The 18738-nt window shown below is 58.5% G+C and carries 16 protein-coding genes and 3 tRNA genes; 17 read left to right on the plus strand and 2 right to left on the minus strand.

The window, feature by feature from the left end:
- From tpiA to AC07YV_RS06590, 12 genes are all read left to right on the plus strand, one after another.
- Positions 1–756 carry a triose-phosphate isomerase gene (tpiA, locus tag AC07YV_RS06535; protein WP_102698874.1) on the plus strand — a complete coding sequence of 252 codons (756 nt, stop codon included), beginning with the start codon at positions 1–3 and terminating at the stop codon, positions 754–756.
- Between the two features lie 4 nt (positions 757–760).
- The gene (gene secG / locus AC07YV_RS06540) at positions 761–1144 is read left to right on the plus strand and encodes a preprotein translocase subunit SecG (protein WP_017336473.1); all 384 of its coding nucleotides are present in this window, start codon (positions 761–763) and stop codon (positions 1142–1144) included.
- Between the two features lie 22 nt (positions 1145–1166).
- Positions 1167–1252: transfer RNA gene (locus tag AC07YV_RS06545), tRNA-Leu, on the plus strand.
- Positions 1253–1349: 97 nt separating this feature from the next.
- Positions 1350–1426: transfer RNA gene (locus tag AC07YV_RS06550), tRNA-Met, on the plus strand.
- A gap of 138 nt (positions 1427–1564) precedes the next feature.
- The gene (gene rimP / locus AC07YV_RS06555; protein WP_007973115.1) at positions 1565–2023 is read left to right on the plus strand and encodes a ribosome maturation factor RimP; all 459 of its coding nucleotides are present in this window, start codon (positions 1565–1567) and stop codon (positions 2021–2023) included.
- A gap of 59 nt (positions 2024–2082) precedes the next feature.
- Positions 2083–3564, plus strand: coding sequence for a transcription termination factor NusA (nusA, locus tag AC07YV_RS06560; protein ID WP_007973112.1), 1482 nt, complete (start codon positions 2083–2085; stop codon positions 3562–3564).
- A 27-nt stretch (positions 3565–3591) separates the two neighbouring features.
- The gene (gene infB / locus AC07YV_RS06565; protein WP_007973110.1) at positions 3592–6117 is read left to right on the plus strand and encodes a translation initiation factor IF-2; all 2526 of its coding nucleotides are present in this window, start codon (positions 3592–3594) and stop codon (positions 6115–6117) included.
- A 159-nt stretch (positions 6118–6276) separates the two neighbouring features.
- Positions 6277–6678: a 30S ribosome-binding factor RbfA gene (gene rbfA, locus AC07YV_RS06570; protein ID WP_007973108.1), complete on the plus strand. Its 402-nt coding sequence runs from the start codon at positions 6277–6279 to the stop codon at positions 6676–6678.
- A gap of 3 nt (positions 6679–6681) precedes the next feature.
- On the plus strand, positions 6682–7599 hold the full coding sequence (gene truB / locus AC07YV_RS06575; RefSeq protein ID WP_007973105.1) for a tRNA pseudouridine(55) synthase TruB: 918 nt from the start codon (positions 6682–6684) through the stop codon (positions 7597–7599).
- 143 nt (positions 7600–7742) lie between these two features.
- Positions 7743–8012, plus strand: coding sequence for a 30S ribosomal protein S15 (gene rpsO / locus AC07YV_RS06580; RefSeq protein WP_015093441.1), 270 nt, complete (start codon positions 7743–7745; stop codon positions 8010–8012).
- 206 nt (positions 8013–8218) lie between these two features.
- Positions 8219–10324: a polyribonucleotide nucleotidyltransferase gene (gene pnp / locus AC07YV_RS06585; RefSeq protein WP_056854971.1), complete on the plus strand. Its 2106-nt coding sequence runs from the start codon at positions 8219–8221 to the stop codon at positions 10322–10324.
- Positions 10325–10463: 139 nt separating this feature from the next.
- Positions 10464–10539: transfer RNA gene (locus AC07YV_RS06590), tRNA-Thr, on the plus strand.
- A 12-nt stretch (positions 10540–10551) separates the two neighbouring features.
- Here AC07YV_RS06590 and AC07YV_RS06595 read toward each other — a convergent pair.
- Positions 10552–10878: a hypothetical protein gene (locus AC07YV_RS06595; protein WP_178085957.1), complete on the minus strand. Its 327-nt coding sequence runs from the start codon at positions 10876–10878 to the stop codon at positions 10552–10554.
- A 302-nt stretch (positions 10879–11180) separates the two neighbouring features.
- Here AC07YV_RS06595 and AC07YV_RS06600 point away from each other — a divergent pair, with 302 nt between their 5' ends.
- Entirely contained in the window at positions 11181–11486 is a 306-nt protein-coding gene (locus tag AC07YV_RS06600; protein WP_102698873.1) for a DUF6388 family protein, read from the plus strand.
- A gap of 107 nt (positions 11487–11593) precedes the next feature.
- Here the strand turns inward: AC07YV_RS06600 and nadC are convergent, their stop codons facing one another.
- Positions 11594–12442: a carboxylating nicotinate-nucleotide diphosphorylase gene (gene nadC, locus AC07YV_RS06605; protein ID WP_102698872.1), complete on the minus strand. Its 849-nt coding sequence runs from the start codon at positions 12440–12442 to the stop codon at positions 11594–11596.
- Between the two features lie 262 nt (positions 12443–12704).
- On the opposite strand from nadC, the gene AC07YV_RS06610 reads away from it, so the two are divergent.
- The 4 genes from AC07YV_RS06610 to AC07YV_RS06625 all read left to right on the plus strand — a co-directional run bounded on the left by AC07YV_RS06610 (position 12705) and on the right by AC07YV_RS06625 (position 18689).
- A complete protein-coding gene (locus AC07YV_RS06610) occupies positions 12705–14891 on the plus strand; it encodes a DUF1631 domain-containing protein (RefSeq protein ID WP_102698871.1) in 2187 nt (728 codons plus the stop codon).
- Positions 14892–14953: 62 nt separating this feature from the next.
- Positions 14954–15514: a 1,6-anhydro-N-acetylmuramyl-L-alanine amidase AmpD gene (gene ampD / locus AC07YV_RS06615; protein ID WP_102698870.1), complete on the plus strand. Its 561-nt coding sequence runs from the start codon at positions 14954–14956 to the stop codon at positions 15512–15514.
- Entirely contained in the window at positions 15511–16347 is an 837-nt protein-coding gene (gene ampE, locus AC07YV_RS06620) for a regulatory signaling modulator protein AmpE (RefSeq protein ID WP_102698869.1), read from the plus strand. Before ampD ends, ampE begins: the two co-directional genes overlap by 4 nt.
- Before the next feature lie 1637 nt (positions 16348–17984).
- Entirely contained in the window at positions 17985–18689 is a 705-nt protein-coding gene (locus AC07YV_RS06625) for a methyl-accepting chemotaxis protein (RefSeq protein WP_371317833.1), read from the plus strand.
- Positions 18690–18738 lie beyond the last annotated feature (49 nt).

Raw genomic sequence — 18738 nt, forward strand, 5'->3', positions numbered from 1 at the left:
ATGCGTCGCCCTATGGTAGCTGGTAACTGGAAGATGCACGGTACCCGCGCCAGCGTCGCTGAGCTGATCAACGGCCTTCGTGACTTGGCCTTGCCGAGCGGTGTTGATGTCGCGGTATTCCCGCCTTTCCTGCATATCAATCAAGTGATTGATGGCTTGAAAGGAAAGTCGATTTCGGTCGGCGCGCAGAATTCTGCGGTGGAGTCCGGGCAAGGTGCGTTGACCGGTGAAGTTGCACCGAGTCAGTTGGTGGATGCAGGTTGTTCCCTGGTGCTTGTCGGGCACTCCGAACGCCGCCAGATCATGGGCGAGCAGGACGGAATGCTGATCCGCAAGTTCGCAGCGGCACAGGCATGTGGCTTGATTCCGGTGTTGTGCATAGGGGAAACCCTTGAGCAGCGTGAAGCCGGAAAAACTCTTGAGGTTGTCTCGCATCAGCTGGGCAGTATCATAGAGGAGCTGGGTGTCGGTGCCTTTGCCAAGGCAGTGATCGCTTACGAGCCAGTCTGGGCCATTGGCACCGGGCTGACTGCAACGCCGCAACAGGCGCAGGATGTGCACGCAGCCATTCGTGCCCAGTTGGCGGCAGAGAATTCTGAAGTCGCACAAGGTGTGCGACTTCTATACGGCGGCAGCGTGAAGGCGGCCAATGCGGTCGAACTGTTCGGCATGCCGGATATCGATGGGGGCCTCATTGGTGGGGCTTCCCTGAATGCAGATGAGTTCGGTGCGATTTGTCGCGCCGCGGGAAACTGAAAAAATGCTGGAAACAGTCGTAGTCGTTTTTCATCTGCTGGGTGCATTGGGCGTAGTAGCTCTGGTTTTGCTGCAGCAGGGTAAAGGTGCGGACGCTGGCGCGTCTTTCGGAGCAGGTGCTTCAAATACTGTGTTCGGAAGCCAAGGTTCCTCTACCTTTCTTAGTAAGTTTACTGCTATACTTGCCGCAGGTTTTTTCATAACCAGCTTGGGGTTAGGTTACTTTGCTAAAGAGAAGGCTCACCAGCTGACTCAAGTAGGTCTCCCAAATCCAGCGGTACTGGAAGTTCCAAAGCAACAACCGGCTTCTGATGATGTCCCGGTGCTTCAAGAGCAAAAGTCGGCTACTCCAGCGACTGACGTACCTCCAGCTCAAGAGCAGAAGTAAGAAGGGTTTCAAACGTAGTATTGCCGAGGTGGTGGAATTGGTAGACACGCAACCTTGAGGTGGTTGTGCCCATAGGGTGTAGGGGTTCGAGTCCCCTTCTCGGTACCAATTAGTCAGGAGAGCCCGCTGTTGCGGGCTTTCTTGCAGGTGGAAGGTTACATTGACCCTGTAGGGGATCGGTCGTATACTTCCGCCCCAGCTTTGTCGCGGGGTGGAGCAGTCTGGTAGCTCGTCGGGCTCATAACCCGAAGGTCGTCGGTTCAAATCCGGCCCCCGCAACCAGTTTAAGGAGCCCCTTTTAAGGGGCTTTTTGTTAGCTGGACACTTTCTACGCCGCTGTTCGACGGCGTTTCAAGGATGGGCGTTTCGCCCATTTTTTTATTTTGCATAGCATGCACATACATGCACTAGGGGGTTCAGGTGTCGAGCAAGCTAGAAGAGTTGCAGGCCTTGCTGGCCCCGGTGGTCGTGGCCCTAGGCTATGAATGCTGGGGTATCGAGTTTTCGGCTCAGGGTCGTCACTCGATGTTGCGCGTTTATATCGATAAAGAAGGCGGCGTGCTGGTGGACGATTGTGCCATCGTCAGCCGTCAGATCAGCGGTGTGCTGGATGTTGAAGATCCGATCTCCGTTGAATACACCCTTGAAGTTTCCTCGCCTGGCATGGAACGCCCTCTGTTCACTCTTGAGCAGTTTGCAAAATTTGCCGGTGAACAAGTGAAGATCAAGCTGCGCTCGCCTTTTGAAGGACGACGCAACTTTCAGGGCCTTCTGCGCGGCGTAGAAGAGCAGGATGTCGTGGTGCAGGTAGAAGACCATGAGTTCCTGTTGCCGATCGATATGATCGACAAGGCCAACATTATTCCCAGTTTTGACTGAGGCGTGCCAGATACTGCGGATCCCGCGGATCCAATGGCTTGCGAAAGGCGAGGCGTACGATGAGCAAAGAAGTACTGCTGGTTGTTGAGTCGGTATCCAACGAAAAGGGTGTACCGGCAAACGTGATTTTTGAAGCGCTGGAGCTGGCCCTGGCCACTGCGACCAAAAAGCGTTTCGAAGACGAAGTTGATCTGCGTGTGGAAATCAATCGCCACACGGGTGCCTACGAGACTTTCCGTCGCTGGACGGTCGTCGAAGAGGCAGACCTGGACGATCCGGCCATCGAAACCTGGCCGAGCAAGGTTGCCGAAACGCACCCTGGCGCCAAGGTCGGTGACGTTGTCGAAGAGAAAATCGAGTCCATCGAATTCGGCCGCATTGCTGCACAGACTGCCAAGCAAGTCATCGTGCAGAAAGTTCGCGAAGCCGAGCGCGCTCAGGTTGTTGACGCTTATCGCGAGCGCCTGGGTGAAATCATCTCCGGCACCGTGAAAAAAGTCACCCGCGACAATGTGATCGTTGATCTGGGCAACAACGCCGAAGCGTTGCTGGCTCGTGAAGACATCATTTCTCGCGAAACTTTCCGGGTTGGCGTGCGTCTGCGTGCGCTGCTCAAGGAAATCCGCACCGAGAACCGCGGCCCGCAGCTGATCCTGTCGCGTACCGCGCCGGAAATGCTGATCGAGTTGTTCCGCATCGAAGTGCCGGAAATTGCCGAAGGCCTGATCGAAGTGATGGCTGCGTCCCGTGATCCGGGATCCCGCGCCAAGATCGCCGTCCGCTCCAAGGACAAACGCATCGACCCGCAAGGTGCTTGCATCGGTATGCGCGGTTCGCGCGTCCAGGCAGTGTCGGGTGAGTTGGGCGGTGAGCGTGTTGACATCGTTCTGTGGGACGACAACCCGGCTCAGTTCGTGATCAACGCCATGTCCCCGGCCGAGGTTGCGGCAATTATCGTTGACGAAGATGCCCATGCAATGGACATCGCCGTTGGCGCAGACAATCTGGCTCAGGCCATTGGTCGCGGTGGTCAGAACGTGCGTCTGGCCAGCCAGTTGACTGGCTGGACCCTGAACGTGATGACCGAATCGGACATCCAGGCTAAGCAGCAAGCAGAAACCGGCGACATCCTGCGCAACTTCATCGACGAGCTGGAAGTCGACGAAGAACTGGCTCAGGTGCTGGTAGATGAAGGCTTCACCAGCCTGGAAGAGATTGCCTACGTACCGCTGGAAGAAATGCTCAACATCGACGGCTTTGACGAGGAAATCGTCAACGAGCTTCGCGCTCGTGCCAAGGATCGCTTGTTGACCAAAGCCATCGCTACTGAGGAAAAGCTGGCAGACGCCCATCCGGCCGAAGACCTGCTCTCGCTTGAGGGTATGGACAAGGATTTGGCGATGGAACTGGCGGTGCGCGGCGTAGTTACCCGCGAAGACCTGGCCGAGCAGTCTATTGACGACCTGCTCGACATCGACGGCATTGACGATGATCGTGCCGGCAAGTTGATCATGGCCGCCCGAGCCCACTGGTTCGAGTAATTAGGCGCGGCCTGAGGAGAGAAGTGCATGACGCAAGTCACGGTGAAACAACTGGCCGATGAGGTCAAAACACCGGTAGAGCGCCTGTTGCAGCAGATGCGTGAGGCAGGTCTGCCGCACACCGCCGCCGAAGAAAGTGTGACTGACAGTGAGAAGCAATCGTTGCTGACTCACTTGAAAAGCAGCCACAAGGCGAAAGTGGAAGAACCACGCAAGATTACGCTGCAGCGTAAAACCACCAGCACCCTGCGGGTTGCCGGCAGCAAAAGCATCAGCGTTGAAGTGCGCAAGAAGAAAGTCTTCGTACAGCGCAGCCCGGAAGAAATCGAAGCCGAGCGCAAGCGTGAACTGGATGAACGTCGCGCAGTAGAAAATGCTGCACGTCAGAAGGCTGAAGAAGAAGCCAAGCGTCGCGCCGAAGAAGAAGCGCGTCGCCAGCCTGCTGCTGCGCCGACCGCTCCAGCCGAACCTGTTGCAGCGCCTGCTGTGGTAGCCGAACCTGTGCGTGAAAGCGCACCGGTTGTAGCTGCCGCTCCGGCACCTGCTGCGGACACTCGCAAGCGTGACGAGCAACGCCGTCCGGACAAGCCACGTGCCGACGACAACAATCGTCGCGGTGGCGGCGATGGCGAGCGCAAAAACGCTCCGCATCGTGCTTCGGTCAAGGAAAAGGCGCCTGCGCCACGCGTTGCCCCACGTACTACCGACGAAGAAAGCGATGGCTTCCGTCGTGGTGGTCGCGGCAAGGCCAAGCTGAAGAAGCGCAACGCCCACGGTTTCCAGAGCCCAACCGGCCCTGTCGTGCGCGAAGTGAAGATCGGCGAGACCATCACTGTGGGCGATCTGGCCCAGCAGATGTCGGTCAAGGCTGCTGAAATCATCAAGTTCATGTTCAAACTGGGTACTCCAGCGACCATCAACCAGGTGCTGGATCAGGAAACTGCCCAACTGGTTGCCGAAGAGCTGGGCCACAAAGTGACCCTGGTCAGCGACACCGCCCTGGAAGATTCCCTGGCCGAGTCCCTGAAGTTTGAAGGCGAAGCCGTTTCCCGTGCACCGGTCGTGACCGTAATGGGCCACGTTGACCACGGTAAAACTTCCCTGCTCGACTACATCCGTCGTGCCAAGGTTGCTGCTGGCGAAGCCGGTGGTATTACCCAGCACATCGGCGCATACCACGTTGAAACCGACCGTGGCATGGTGACGTTCCTCGACACCCCTGGTCACGCCGCGTTTACCGCGATGCGTGCCCGTGGTGCCAAGGCGACCGACATCGTGATCCTGGTGGTTGCAGCGGACGACGGCGTGATGCCGCAAACCATCGAAGCTGTTCAGCATGCTCAGGCTGCTGGCGTTCCGCTGGTTGTCGCTGTGAACAAGATCGACAAGCCAGGTGCTGACCTCGATCGCATCCGTAGCGAACTGTCGGTACACGGCGTGACTTCCGAAGAGTGGGGTGGCGATACTCCATTCGTACCGGTTTCGGCGAAGATGGGTACCGGTGTAGACGAACTGCTCGAAGCCGTTCTGCTGCAAGCCGAAGTCCTGGAACTGACTGCAACCCCATCGGCTCCTGGCCGTGGTGTCGTGGTTGAATCCCGCCTGGACAAGGGCCGTGGCCCGGTGGCTACCGTGCTGGTTCAAGACGGTACCCTGCGTCAGGGCGACATGGTCCTGGTCGGTTCGAACTATGGCCGCGTGCGCGCCATGCTCGACGAGAACGGCAAGCCAATCAAGGAAGCCGGTCCGGCCATCCCTGTCGAGATCCTCGGCCTGGACGGTACCCCGGACGCTGGCGACGAGATGAGCGTGGTTGCCGACGAGAAGAAAGCCCGTGAAGTGGCTCTGTTCCGTCAAGGCAAGTTCCGCGAAGTCAAACTGGCTCGCGCTCACGCCGGCAAGCTGGAAAACATCTTCGAAAGCATGGGTCAGGAAGAGAAGAAGACGCTCAACATCGTCCTCAAATCCGACGTCCGTGGTTCGCTGGAAGCGTTGAACGGTGCCTTGAACGGCCTGGGTAACGACGAAGTGCAAGTGCGTGTGGTCGGTGGCGGCGTCGGTGGTATCACCGAATCCGATGCCAACCTGGCACTGGCCTCCAACGCTGTACTGTTCGGCTTCAACGTGCGTGCCGATGCCGGCGCGCGCAAGATCGTCGAGCAGGAAGGTCTGGATATGCGTTACTACAACGTGATCTACGACATCATCGAAGACGTCAAGAAAGCCCTGACCGGTATGCTCGGCAGCGATGTTCGCGAGAACATCCTGGGCATCGCCGAAGTGCGTGACGTGTTCCGTTCGCCGAAGTTTGGCGCGATCGCCGGTTGCATGGTTATCGAAGGTGTCGTGCACCGTAACCGTCCAATCCGTGTACTGCGGGAAGACATCGTTATCTTCGAAGGCGAGCTGGAATCCCTGCGCCGCTTCAAGGATGACGCTTCCGAAGTACGTGCCGGCATGGAATGCGGTATCGGCGTGAAGAGCTACAACGACGTCAAGGTCGGTGACAAGATCGAAGTCTTCGAGAAGGTGCAGGTTGCTCGCAGCCTCTAATTCGCGCACTTCAGGAGCCGTGACGGGTAGCCGCGTGCAAATGCGCAATTCGTCACCAGGACTCTAAACGCAACGCCCGGTCTGGCTTTTGTCAGGCCGGGCGTTTGCCGCTTTCAGACCTTGCGGGTTTCACCGCGGGGCAGTTACAGGTAACAAGACATGGCAAAAGAATACAGCCGTACCCAACGTATCGGCGATCAGATGCAGCGTGAGCTGGCACAACTGATCCGTCGTGAAGTCAAAGACCCGCGCGTCGGCCTGGTCACCATTACCGCAGTGGAAGTCAGCCGTGACGTCGGTCACGCCAAGATCTTCATCACCGTGATGGGGCAGGACAGCGCCGAAGAAATCGCACAAAGCATCAAGGTGCTGAACTCTGCCGCCGGTTTCCTGCGCATGCAGCTGGCTCGCGAGATGAAACTGCGCAGCGTTCCACAGCTGCACTTCCACTACGACGAAAGTGTCGTGCGTGGTGCGCATCTGTCGGCATTGATCGAACGCGCAGTGGCTGAAGACAATCAGCATCCGGTTGCGGCAGAAGCCGAAGACACCAAGGAGTAACCGGTGGCTCAGGTCAAACGTATCCGTCGCAACGTCAGCGGCATTATCCTTCTCGACAAGCCGCTGGGGTTCACCTCCAACGCGGCCTTGCAGAAGGTTCGCTGGTTGCTCAACGCCGAAAAGGCAGGTCATACCGGCAGTCTCGATCCCTTGGCCTCCGGCGTGTTGCCGCTGTGCTTCGGTGAGGCCACCAAGTTCTCGCAATACCTGCTCGACTCCGACAAGGGTTACGAAACCCTGGCGCAACTGGGCAAGACCACCACCACGGCGGATGCCGAAGGTGAAGTTTTGCAGGAGCGCCCGGTGACCGTTGGTCGCTCCGATATCGAGGCTGTACTGCCGAAATTTCGTGGGCAAATCAGTCAGATACCGCCGATGTACTCGGCGCTCAAGCGTGATGGCCAGCCGCTGTACAAGCTGGCGCGTGCAGGCGAAGTAGTGGAGCGCGAACCGCGTTCTGTTACTATTACGCGCTTGGAATTGCTGGCCTTCGAAGGAGATACTGCGCGGCTGGCGGTGGATTGCAGCAAAGGCACCTATATCCGTACCCTGGTGGAGGATATTGGTGAGCAACTCGGTTGTGGCGCTTACGTTGCAGAACTGCGACGTACCCAGGCCGGGCCATTCACCCTGGCGCAGACGGTTACTCTCGAAGAGCTGGAAGCGGTACATGCCGAAGGCGGCAACGAAGCGGTCGATCGCTTCCTGATGCCATCGGACAGCGGCCTGCTGGATTGGCCACTGTTGCAGTTCTCGGAAGCGAGTGCGTTCTACTGGCTCAACGGCCAGCCGGTACGCGCCCCGGATGCTCCGAAGTTCGGCATGGTGCGGGTACAGGATCACAATGGTCGCTTCATCGGTATCGGTGAAGTGAGCGAAGACGGGCGCATCGCGCCGCGTCGTTTGATTCGGTCAGAATGACCGAAACCAGTCCGAGTAATACCGGGCTGGCGAGGGTGGCTGTTAACAGGCACGGTCACTGCTCATTTATAGATACAGGGATTTGTCCCTGGCCTGTTGAAACTGTTTTTCGACAAACAGTTTCCTGATAAAAGGATTGCCTCATGGCTCTCGACGTTCAAGAAAAAGCTCAAATCGTTGCTGACTACCAGCAAGCTGTTGGTGACACTGGTTCGCCAGAAGTGCAAGTTGCACTGCTGACCGCCAACATCAACAAGCTGCAAGGTCACTTCAAGGCCAACGGTAAAGACCACCACTCCCGTCGTGGTCTGATCCGCATGGTTAACCAGCGTCGTAAGCTGCTGGACTACCTGAAAGGCAAGGATCTGGGTCGCTATCAGACTCTGATCGGTCGCCTGGGTCTGCGTCGCTAATAAGCGATTGCGCTAGAGGTTGGTTGTCTGTCGTGGACCCGCGGGTTTCCCGCTGGTGCATGGCAGGCTCCCAGCCTCAAGTTTTATCTGGATACCTGCTTTGCCTGAGTAACACCTGGACAAACCGGTCGGGCCGATTCCCGGCATTGCCCAAGAATTTCGCAAGAAACCAGTTCCCCCAAGAGCCACAAAGAAGGTAGGACACCGTGAACCCGGTAATCAAAAAATTCCAGTTCGGTCAGTCGACCGTTACCCTCGAGACTGGCCGTATCGCCCGTCAGGCCTCCGGCGCAGTATTGGTCACCGTTGACGACGACGTCAGCGTATTGGTGACCGTAGTCGGTGCCAAGCAAGCCGATCCAGGCAAGGGCTTCTTCCCTCTGTCTGTTCACTACCAGGAAAAGACTTACGCTGCCGGTAAGATCCCTGGCGGTTTCTTCAAGCGCGAAGGCCGTCCTTCCGAGAAAGAAACCCTGACTTCCCGACTGATCGACCGTCCGATCCGTCCGCTGTTCCCTGAAGGCTTCATGAACGAAGTGCAGGTTGTCTGCACCGTCGTTTCCACCAGCAAGAAGACCGATCCGGACATCGCTGCGATGATCGGTACCTCGGCTGCCCTGGCGATCTCCGGCATTCCTTTCGATGGCCCGATCGGTGCTGCCCGCGTTGCTTTCCACGAAAGCACCGGCTACCTGCTGAACCCGACTTACGAGCAGCAAGCTGCTTCGAGCCTGGACATGGTCGTTGCCGGTACTTCGGACGCCGTGCTGATGGTTGAATCGGAAGCCAAAGAGCTGACCGAAGACCAGATGCTGGGCGCGGTACTGTTTGCTCACGACGAGTTCCAGGTTGTGATCAACGCGGTCAAAGAACTGGCTGCCGAAGCTGCCAAGCCAACCTGGACCTGGGCTCCTGCGCCAGAAGCCACCGAACTGCTGGGCGCTATCCGTGCCGAGTTCGGCGAAGCGATCTCCCAGGCCTACACCATCACCGTCAAGGCCGACCGTTACGCTCGCCTGGGTGAGCTGAAGGACCAGGTCGTTGCCAAGCTGTCCGGTGAAGAAGGCCAGCCTTCCGCTTCCGACGTCAAAGCGGCTTTCGGTGAAATCGAATACCGCACCGTTCGCGAAAACATCGTAAACGGCAAGCCACGTATCGACGGTCGCGACACCAAGACTGTACGCCCGTTGAACATCGAAGTCGGTGTTCTGCCAAAGACCCACGGTTCGGCCCTGTTCACTCGTGGCGAAACCCAGGCTCTGGTCGTTGCAACGCTGGGTACTGCCCGTGATGCACAGCTGCTGGACACCCTGGAAGGCGAGAAAAAAGACCCGTTCATGCTGCACTACAACTTCCCTCCGTTCTCGGTGGGCGAGTGTGGTCGCATGGGTGGCGCTGGTCGTCGTGAAATCGGTCACGGCCGTCTGGCCCGTCGTTCGGTTTCGGCCATGCTGCCTGCCGCTGACGTGTTCCCGTACACCATCCGCGTGGTTTCGGAAATCACCGAATCCAACGGTTCGAGCTCGATGGCTTCCGTTTGCGGCGCTTCCCTGGCCCTGATGGACGCTGGCGTTCCAATGAAAGCGCCGGTTGCCGGTATCGCCATGGGTCTGGTTAAAGAAGGCGAGAAGTTCGCCGTCCTGACCGACATCCTGGGTGACGAAGACCACCTGGGCGACATGGACTTCAAGGTAGCCGGTACCGCCAAAGGCGTCACCGCGCTGCAGATGGACATCAAGATCAAGGGCATCACCGAAGAGATCATGGAAATCGCTCTGGGCCAAGCCCTGGAAGCGCGCCTGAACATCCTCGGCCAGATGAACCAGATCATTGGCCAGTCGCGTACCGAACTGTCGGCCAACGCTCCGACCATGATCGCGATGAAGATCGACACCGACAAAATCCGTGATGTCATCGGTAAAGGTGGCGCGACCATCCGTGCGATCTGCGAAGAAACCAAGGCTTCGATCGACATCGAAGACGACGGTTCGATCAAGATCTTCGGCGAAACCAAGGAAGCTGCTGAAGCTGCACGTCAGCGCGTTCTGGGTATCACCGCTGAAGCCGAGATCGGCAAGATCTACGTCGGCAAGGTTGAGCGCATCGTCGACTTCGGCGCATTCGTCAACATCCTGCCAGGCAAGGACGGTCTGGTTCACATCTCGATGCTGAGCGACGCTCGCGTAGAGAAAGTGACCGACATCCTGAAAGAAGGCCAGGAAGTGGAAGTGCTGGTACTGGACGTGGACAACCGCGGCCGTATCAAGCTGTCCATCAAAGACGTGGCAGCGGCCAAGGCTTCGGGCGTTTAATCGCGTCTCACGCCTGACCGCTTCAACGTTGTAAAAAATGCCCCGCCGTGAAAACGGCGGGGCATTTTTTTGTCTGCGAAACATCGAGACATTGCGCGAAGTTGCCGGACCTCGATAGCAATGCTAGGTTTAGCCCACCGCCCGTGTAGCTCAGCCGGTAGAGCAGCGCACTCGTAACGCGAAGGTCGCAGGTTCGATTCCTGTCTCGGGCACCATCTCCCCCCTGGTTATTTCACCTTTCTGCTCAAGTCCTCGACGGTCCGCTTGAGATCCTCAATCGTGCGTTGTTGTTCGCTGACGGTTTTCTTCAGGTCTTCGACATTCCCTGAGGTGTCCTTCAGCGACTTTTGCATGCTTTGCAGGTCATCGGCACTTATCCCGGTTTTGACCAGGGTGTACTTGTCGTACTCGTAGTGGAGAGCCGGGATCTTGTCGCCAAACGAGGGGTTGTCGGTGTTCACTTCGATAGCGGCCAGCACCGGAAACGGTAGTGCCAGGCTGGCGAACAATGCGGTTGTAAGCACAACAGACGAAGACTTGGAAATGCTGCGCATCACTGAGGTTCCTTGTGAAGTGCCGACGTGGCACATTGCTATGACTTGGGATTTGAATTTATGTTCCCGCCGCCATCAGCACATCCTGTGCACAACTTTTTGTGGGGAGATGTAAAGAGACGTGCAAATCGTCCGACAAACATCCTATATTCGGAGCCTGCATGAGCTTCGCCCAGCAGTTTTCAGATGATCCCGAATGGTTCCGAAGGCCAGACAGACCGGACTACAAGCGGTTCTTCTGCGTCAGAGAGATCCTTGATGATCCAGATCCATCTTCCATTCCCCAGATCAGCGAGAACAACATGACCGTAAAAGAATTGAGCCAAGAAGAAAGACACGAAGAAGCCCTCAAGAAGTACGTGCTGGACGCGCCCGAATTGATGGACGAGATCAAGGACTTGAGTCCGGATGATCAGAAAGACCAGATTCAATGGGCCTTCGAGGATGAAGCCGAAGCCCAGGGTTTGCAGCCGTGGGAACTGACGCTCAAGTACACCTCGACCCCGGAGGAGTACGAGGCCGCCCGGCTGGCGCTGCACAAAGAGGCGGCCGAAGTCTTGGGTGTCGAGTGGGAAGAGTACTGCGAGATGAACAATCTGGTGGTTTGAGCAACCTGCCTGCCAGGCCGCTTTTGTAGGAGCCCGGCTTGCCGGCGATGGCGATCTCAAGGACGCTATCGCCGGCAAACCGGGCTCCTACACGATTGCTTTGCTTCTCAGATACTCAAGCGCATCGACAGATCGATCGCCTTTACATCCTTGGTCATCGCACCGATCGAAATGTAATCCACCCCGGTCCGGGCAATCGGCAGCAACGTGCTCTCGTTGATCCCGCCGCTGGCTTCCAGCTTGGCCTTGCCGGCATTCAAGCGCACGGCTTCGCGCATGTCGTCCAGGCTCAGTTCGTCGAGCATGATGATGTCCGCACCGGCCGCCAGCGCTTCTTTCAGTTCATCCAGGCTTTCCACTTCAATCTCCACCGGTTTGCCCGGGGCGATCTTGTGCGCGGCCGCGATGGCCTGCGCGATGCCGCCGCTGGCGGCGATGTGGTTTTCCTTGATCAGGAAGGCGTCATACAGGCCGATGCGGTGGTTGTGGCAACCGCCGCAGGTTACGGCATACTTTTGCGCCAGGCGCAGCCCCGGCAGCGTCTTGCGGGTGTCGAGCAGCTTGACCTGAGTCTCGGCGACGAAGTCCGCCAGGTATTGCGCGCGGGTCGCCACGCCGGAGAGCAGTTGCAGGAAGTTCAGGGCGCTGCGTTCGCCGGTCAACAGTGAGCGCGCCGGGCCTTCGAGGTGGAACAGCACCTGATTGGGCGTTACCCGTTCGCCGTCGGCAACCTGCCAGTGCACTGCCACCCGTGGGTCCAGTTGCCGAAACACGTTATCCACCCAGGCGGTGCCGCTGATGACGGCTGCATCGCGGGTAATGATGGTGGCTTTGGCCAGGCGTTCAGCCGGGATCAACTGCGCGGTGATGTCGCCGCTGCCGATGTCTTCACGCAACGCACGGCGCACGTTGGCTTCGATTTCGGCGGTCAGATCGGCGAGACGTAGATTCGGCATAACGGACTCCACAAACAAAGTGGCTCGATTATAGGGCCATGGCACGGACCAACCCAAGGCATCAGAGCGTTACGTTGGCAATGGCGCCTGCATTTGGTCGAATCCCTGAGGGTGTCAGTGGGGCATCGATACCGAGCAAACGCCTGTTTGAGATGAGATGCAGAGTCTTCTGGCGCAAAGGTGAGCTTTTACAAGATAATTCGCCTTGTATTTGACGTCATCGGTTTGACGAGTCGAAGCATCACCGTTCCAGGGAGGCCGAATGCACAACGACGGGAATGTAGTGCCTTTACACAAGGTAACTACCGACCAGGTGGCTCACTCGCCACTCGCCCGACTGCCAGCGATTCTTCTCCAGGTTCGCGACAAGGCCGCGCAACAGCTGCGACACGGATTGCAGGCGTTGTTCGACAACGCCGACGACACCCTCTTCGAAATGGCCGACCGAGCCCGCTGTGACGTCGAGCAGAACATCTTCTTTCAAACAATGCGCGATTTGCGTCTCAAGCACAAAAGCATCGAGCGAGTGTTTCTCGAGCAGTTTTTCGGTGCGTTCATCCGGCTTGCCCAATACGACCCCGCCATTGCGGCCATGCCCCAGGCCTTGGCGGCCGAGTCATCCTTGGCGCAAACCGATGACGAGCGCGAGCGTACAGTCGCGGTGGACGCGATGGTCAGCCGGGTGCTGGGCCGCGACGGGTTGGCCCTGGATCAACTGACTGCCCGACTCTGCGCCTTGTCGGGCAAGGCGTTGGGCGATCTGCACAACCCCCTGAGCCCGGCGATGCTCTGCGAATACTTCTTGCAGGCTGCACGCCAGCTGGGGCTGGAGATCAAGGTCAAGCTGATTATCCTCGGGTTGTTCGAGCGTTATGTCCTCAGCGAGACCGGTCAGCTTTACGCCGAAGCCAATCAACTGCTGCTTGCTACCGGTGTGTTGCCCGACCTGAAACCGGCCCCGGTGCGCCATACCATGGACCGGCCTGACAGCGCCCCCGTCGAATCGACGGATGAGGGCGCTATTCCGGCCTGCTTGCCCATCGATGACAATGTCCAGGAGGTTTTCGCTGCGTTGCAGGCCCTGCTGTTCAACGTTCGCGGCAGCCTGTCGCCAACGCTGGAGGTCAGTGCCACTGCGCTGCCGATTTCCACGCGCGATCTGTTGCGCCTGCTGTCGCATTTGCAGCAATACGTGCCGGCTCCGGAAGTCGTGGACGATTTTGACCTGCGCCACCAGCTCGAACAGTTACTGACCCGGGTCAGCGTCAAAAGTGGCAGGTCGCGGGTTTTCGGGGAGGCCGACGAAGATGTGATCAACCTGGTCGCGATGCTGTTCGAATGCATGCTCGATGATCGCAATCTGCCGGATCCGCTCAAGGCGCTGATCGGCCGATTGCAGATTCCATTGGTCAAGGTGGCGTTGCTCGACAAGAGTTTCTTCAGTCGCAGCAGTCATCCGGCACGACGCCTGCTCAACGAAATCGCCAACGCGGCAATGGGTTGGGACGCCTGTGACGATCATCAGCGTGACAGCCTGTACGTGCGCATCGATCAGGTCGTACAGCGTTTGTTGAATGACTTTATCGATGACCCCTCGATATTTTCCGAACTGCTGGCTGACTTTCTCGCGTTTACCCAGGACGAGCGCCGGCGCAGCGAGTTGCTCGAGCAACGCATTCGTGATGCCGAGGAAGGACGGGCCAAGACCGGGCTGGCCCGTCAGCGTGTCGAGCAGGTGCTGAATCAGGCGTTGATTGGCAAGTTCCTACCGCAAGGCGTGCTGGGGTTTGTCCAGGAGGCCTGGAGCAAAGTACTGCTGCTGACGTACCTCAAACATGGCGATCAGTCGGCAGAGTGGCATGCCGATGTGCGTACCCTGGAGCAATTGGTCTGGAGCGTTCAGCGCCACCACGAGTCCGATGCGACCAGGATGTTGGCCCTGATACCGGATTTGCTCAAGTCGTTGCGCAACGGGCTGAACTCGTCGGCGTTCGATCCGTTTGCCGCCAGCGAATTTTTCAGCGAGCTGGAAAACCTGCACGTTCAGGCAGCGGGAGGGGCACCCGCCAGTGCGTCGCGGATGATCGAGGTGCTGACGCCTGTCGTACTGCACTTGGCCGACGAAAGTCAGGTGCACAGTGAGCCGATACGTTTGCTGGCGGACGATGCGGGTTTGCGCCAGGTCGATAAAATGCTTCCGGGCTGTTGGGTCGAGTTTCAGGAAGACCCGGAAAACAGCCTTCGCTGCAAACTGGTAGCCATCATTGCAACCACCGGCAGATACATCTTCGTCAACCGCACCGGCATGAAAGTGCTCGAGCGCAGTCGCCCTGACCTGGCCCTGGAGCTGCGCAATGGCGTGGCGCGAGTGCTTGACGACACCTTGCTGTTCGAACGGGCCCTGGCGTCGGTGATCGGCAACCTCAAGCGCCTCAAGCGCGGCAAGTGATCGCGCCTTGGGAGAATATCGCGGCATACTGTGCCAACACAGTCGACGTTGAAGGAATCGGTATGCAGTTGGACCCCGCGAGCGGTTGGATTCAGGGTGTGCATGTCTGCCCCTCACCCAACTTCAATGCGCGCCCCACAAACGAGATTTCCCTGCTGGTGATCCACAACATCAGCCTGCCACCGGCGCAGTTCGCCACTGGCAAGGTGCAGGAATTTTTCCAGAATCGCCTGGATGTCACCGAACATCCCTATTTTGAAGGGATTGCGGATTTGCGGGTTTCCGCGCACTTTCTGATCGAGCGTGACGGAACGGTCACCCAGTTTGTTTCATGCCTTGAGCGTGCGTGGCATGCAGGGGTCTCGAGCTTCGAGGGGCGGGAAACCTGTAACGATTTTTCCGTGGGCATCGAGCTCGAAGGCACCGATGATCTGCCGTTCACTGACGCGCAATACGGCGCGTTGACGGCCCTGACCCGTCAGTTGCAACGGACGTTCACTGCGATCACTACAGAGCGTATCTGCGGGCACAGCGACATTGCACCCGGGCGCAAAACCGATCCGGGGCCGGCGTTCGACTGGGCACGTTATCGCGCCGCTCTGGCACAAGAGGATGGGCAATGAGTTTTCTGGTGTTGCTATTGGCGGTGTGGATCGAAAAGTTCTCGGCCCTGCGTCATCGGGTTCAGCGTGACAGTGGCTGGATACACGAGCTGAACAAGCTTGAGGCCAGCCCACGGCTTTCGGGCCGGCCATGGCTGGTGTTGTCGGTAGTGGTCTTGTTGCCGGTGGCGTTGCTGGGTTTGCTGCTGGTCGTCATCGAGCCGGTGGCCTACGGGTTGCTTGCGTTGCCGATCCATTTGCTGGTCGTGATCTACAGCCTGGGGCGCGGTGATCTGCTGGGCGATCTCGGGCCGTTCCGCGATGCCTGGCGTCGGGAGGATCTGCAAGCAGCGGCCCTTGTCGCCAAGCGCGATCTGGATATCTGCGCAGACAGTGGCGAGCAGTTGTTGGAGCAGGTCGAAGGGCATTTGCTGTGGGAGGCCTACCAGAGCTTTTTCGCGGTGATTTTCTGGTACTTCCTGTTGGGTCCGGTCGCGGCGCTGAGTTATCGGCTGCTGGCGCTGGCCGAAGAGCACGGCAAAAACCCGGCGCTGGTCGAGCGCGCCGGGCAACTGCGTCACGCCTTCGACTGGTTGCCGGTGCGTCTGTTGGCGGCGAGCCTGGCGTTGGTCGGCAATTTTGTCGCGGTCAGTCGGGTGATGCTGCATGAACTGCTGAACTGGAACATCAGCGCCGCGCAATTGATCGTGAAAGTCGGGCTGGTGGCCGGTGAAATTCCGGCACCGGTGGCCGGCGTGGAAGGTATCAACAACCTGGACCGCATCTGGGCGCTGCTGCTGCGTGCGGCAGTGCTCTGGTACGCCGGGTTTGCGTTGTGGACGGTCCTGCACTAGGCCTGCACTGAGCCATTGTGGCGAGGGGCTTGTCGGATCGCCGCATCGCCCCGTTCGGCTGCGCAGCAGTCGTAAATCAGGAGTACCCGTTTTAACTGATAAATCGCCGGGGGCGGCTTCGCCACCCAACGGGGGCAAGCCCCCTCGCCACAGGGTGATCACTTGCCGGAAGTGCTTCGCCCTGTCGTTAACCTTAAGTTACAAAACTTCCTGCCGATTTAAGTTATACAGAGATAGCGCCGCATAGTGGCTATCTGCTGTCTGTCTGCGCCTGCCAATAAAAAAAATAAGAAATTGAAGGGAGACATCCAGTGAAGAGCTTGCTCTATCCCGCTGTCGCACTGATGAATCGCCTGAGCTTCGGCATGAAGTTCAGCCTGATCAGCGTACTGTTCCTGGTGCCGATGCTGGTGACCAACTTCTATCTGGTGCGTGACTCCTACCGCGAGTTCCAGGGGACGCGCATCGAACTGCAAAGTCTCGACCTGTTGGGCTGCAGCCTGACGTTACGGCGTGATCTGGAAACCTTGAACAACCTGGTGCAGATCAATGTCAGCCTCGGCCAATCCGGCAAGGCCGGCAATGTCGAATCGAAAATCAGTACCCTCGAGCAGAATATTCTGACTCGCCTGCAAGGGCTGACGGCGATGACCAGCGACCCGGAGCAGGTCGCGGTGTTTGATGGCAAACGCGATGAGATGATCGCCGCGTTCAAGGCCCAGCAAACGGAAAACTCCCTGCAAAGCAAAAGTGCCCTGATCGGCAAGCTGGTGGGCAGCGCGCAGATTTTCGGCCAGCTCATCACCAGCCAGTCCGGCCTCAGTCGCGACAACCAGAGCGACATGCGCCAATTGAGTGAGCTCGTCACCCTCGTCACCCCACGTGTCACCCAGATTCTGGGCGAAGGTCGGGCAATGGGGTCTTACTCGTTGGGGCAGGGTTTCATCAACTCGGCGTCGAGTACCCGCTTCGATGAATTGCTGGCGCAGATTGAAAAGCTCCAGGCCGAATATGGCTTGAAGTTGCAGGACGCCTTGGGTTCCAGCAAAGCCGCCCGCGATACCCTGGCCGCTCAGGCCGATAGCAGCCGGGCATCCTTGAAGAAAGCCAGCGAGCTGTTCGAGGAGCAAGTGGTCATGGCCGATACCCTCGATGCGCCGTGGCAGGGCTTTTACGATCAGGTCAGCGCCCTGATGGACCAGACTTACCAACTCAACGAAGCAACCCTCAAGTATCTGGGCCCGCAGTTGCAGCAACGCCTGGACCAGAACCGCACGCATATGGTCTTGCAGGCCGTGGCATTATCAGTCGTATTCGTGTTGATCTTTTATCTCTACGGCGCTTTCTATGCCTCGACCCGCACCACGCTCAAGCGCCTTGGAGCAGTGATGGACAAGGTGGCGGCCGGCGATATGACCGTGACCTTCAGCGCCCATAGCCGTGACGAGCTGGGCGAGTTGGGCGAGGTGTTCAACGGCACCGTGAAGAAAATCCATGACCTGATCGAGCGGGTGGGGCAGACCGTCAGCGAAGTCGAGCGCCAGGCCGGTCAGGTGGAAAGCGTTTCCGCGCAAAGCAACCAGGCTGTCGCCGGGCAGCGTACACAGATCGAACAAGTGGCCACGGCGATGAACCAGATGTCGGCCACTTCCCAGGAGGTCGCGCGCAGTGCTGCAGCGGCGGTGAGCAGCGCCCACAGCGTCAACGACGAAACCGTCAGCGGTCGCGGCCTGGTGGAGTCGCAGCAAGGCAGCATTGCCGCCCTGGCCAACGAAATCGATCAGTCGGTGCGGGTGATCAATCAACTGGCCAGCGACAGCCAGTCCATCAGCCGCGTTCTTGAAGTGATCAAGAGCATCGCCGAGCAGACCAACCTGTTGGCGCTCAATGCCGCTATCGAGGCCGCACGGGCCGGTGAGCAGGGGCGTGGTTTCGCCGTGGTCGCCGATGAAGTCCGGACCCTGGCCAAGCGTACCCAGCAATCGACCGAAGAAATCGAGCAGATGATCGCCAAGCTCCATGGCGGAGTCGGCGCGGCGGTCAAGGCCATGGGCACCAGCCATGAGATGGCCAACGGCACGGTGGGGCAGTCGGAGAAGGTCCAGCGGGCGCTGGAAAACATCCTGGGTGCGGTCGGCATGATCGTCGACCAGAACCAGCAGATTGCCGCCGCAGTGGAGCAACAAACCGCCGTGGCCCACGACATCGACCAGAACATCGTCGAGATCAATCGCGCCGGTGAGCGTACCGCTGAAGGTGCGCATCAGACCGAAGACGCCAGCCGGGCGTTGTCGGCTCAGGTCGTGGAGTTGAAACAGTTGATCAGTGCATTCCGGGTCTGAAATTCTCCTCGGGAACTCTGTGGGAGCGGGCTTGCCCGCGAAGACGGCG

The sequence above is a fragment of the Pseudomonas sp. GW456-E7 genome (assembly GCF_059424105.1).

Coding starts and splice junctions, on each gene's coding strand:
- ampD (WP_102698870.1), top strand. CDS start 14,954: ATGCAGTTGGACCCCGCGAGCGGTTGGATTCAGGGTGTGCATGTCTGC.
- secG (WP_017336473.1), top strand. CDS start 761: ATGCTGGAAACAGTCGTAGTCGTTTTTCATCTGCTGGGTGCATTGGGC.
- nadC (WP_102698872.1), bottom strand. CDS start 12,442: ATGCCGAATCTACGTCTCGCCGATCTGACCGCCGAAATCGAAGCCAAC.
- AC07YV_RS06600 (WP_102698873.1), top strand. CDS start 11,181: ATGACCGTAAAAGAATTGAGCCAAGAAGAAAGACACGAAGAAGCCCTC.
- rpsO (WP_015093441.1), top strand. CDS start 7,743: ATGGCTCTCGACGTTCAAGAAAAAGCTCAAATCGTTGCTGACTACCAG.
- ampE (WP_102698869.1), top strand. CDS start 15,511: ATGAGTTTTCTGGTGTTGCTATTGGCGGTGTGGATCGAAAAGTTCTCG.
- nusA (WP_007973112.1), top strand. CDS start 2,083: ATGAGCAAAGAAGTACTGCTGGTTGTTGAGTCGGTATCCAACGAAAAG.
- AC07YV_RS06595 (WP_178085957.1), bottom strand. CDS start 10,878: ATGCGCAGCATTTCCAAGTCTTCGTCTGTTGTGCTTACAACCGCATTG.
- AC07YV_RS06610 (WP_102698871.1), top strand. CDS start 12,705: ATGCACAACGACGGGAATGTAGTGCCTTTACACAAGGTAACTACCGAC.
- rbfA (WP_007973108.1), top strand. CDS start 6,277: ATGGCAAAAGAATACAGCCGTACCCAACGTATCGGCGATCAGATGCAG.
- tpiA (WP_102698874.1), top strand. CDS start 1: ATGCGTCGCCCTATGGTAGCTGGTAACTGGAAGATGCACGGTACCCGC.
- infB (WP_007973110.1), top strand. CDS start 3,592: ATGACGCAAGTCACGGTGAAACAACTGGCCGATGAGGTCAAAACACCG.
- AC07YV_RS06625 (WP_371317833.1), top strand. CDS start 17,985: ATGTCGGCCACTTCCCAGGAGGTCGCGCGCAGTGCTGCAGCGGCGGTG.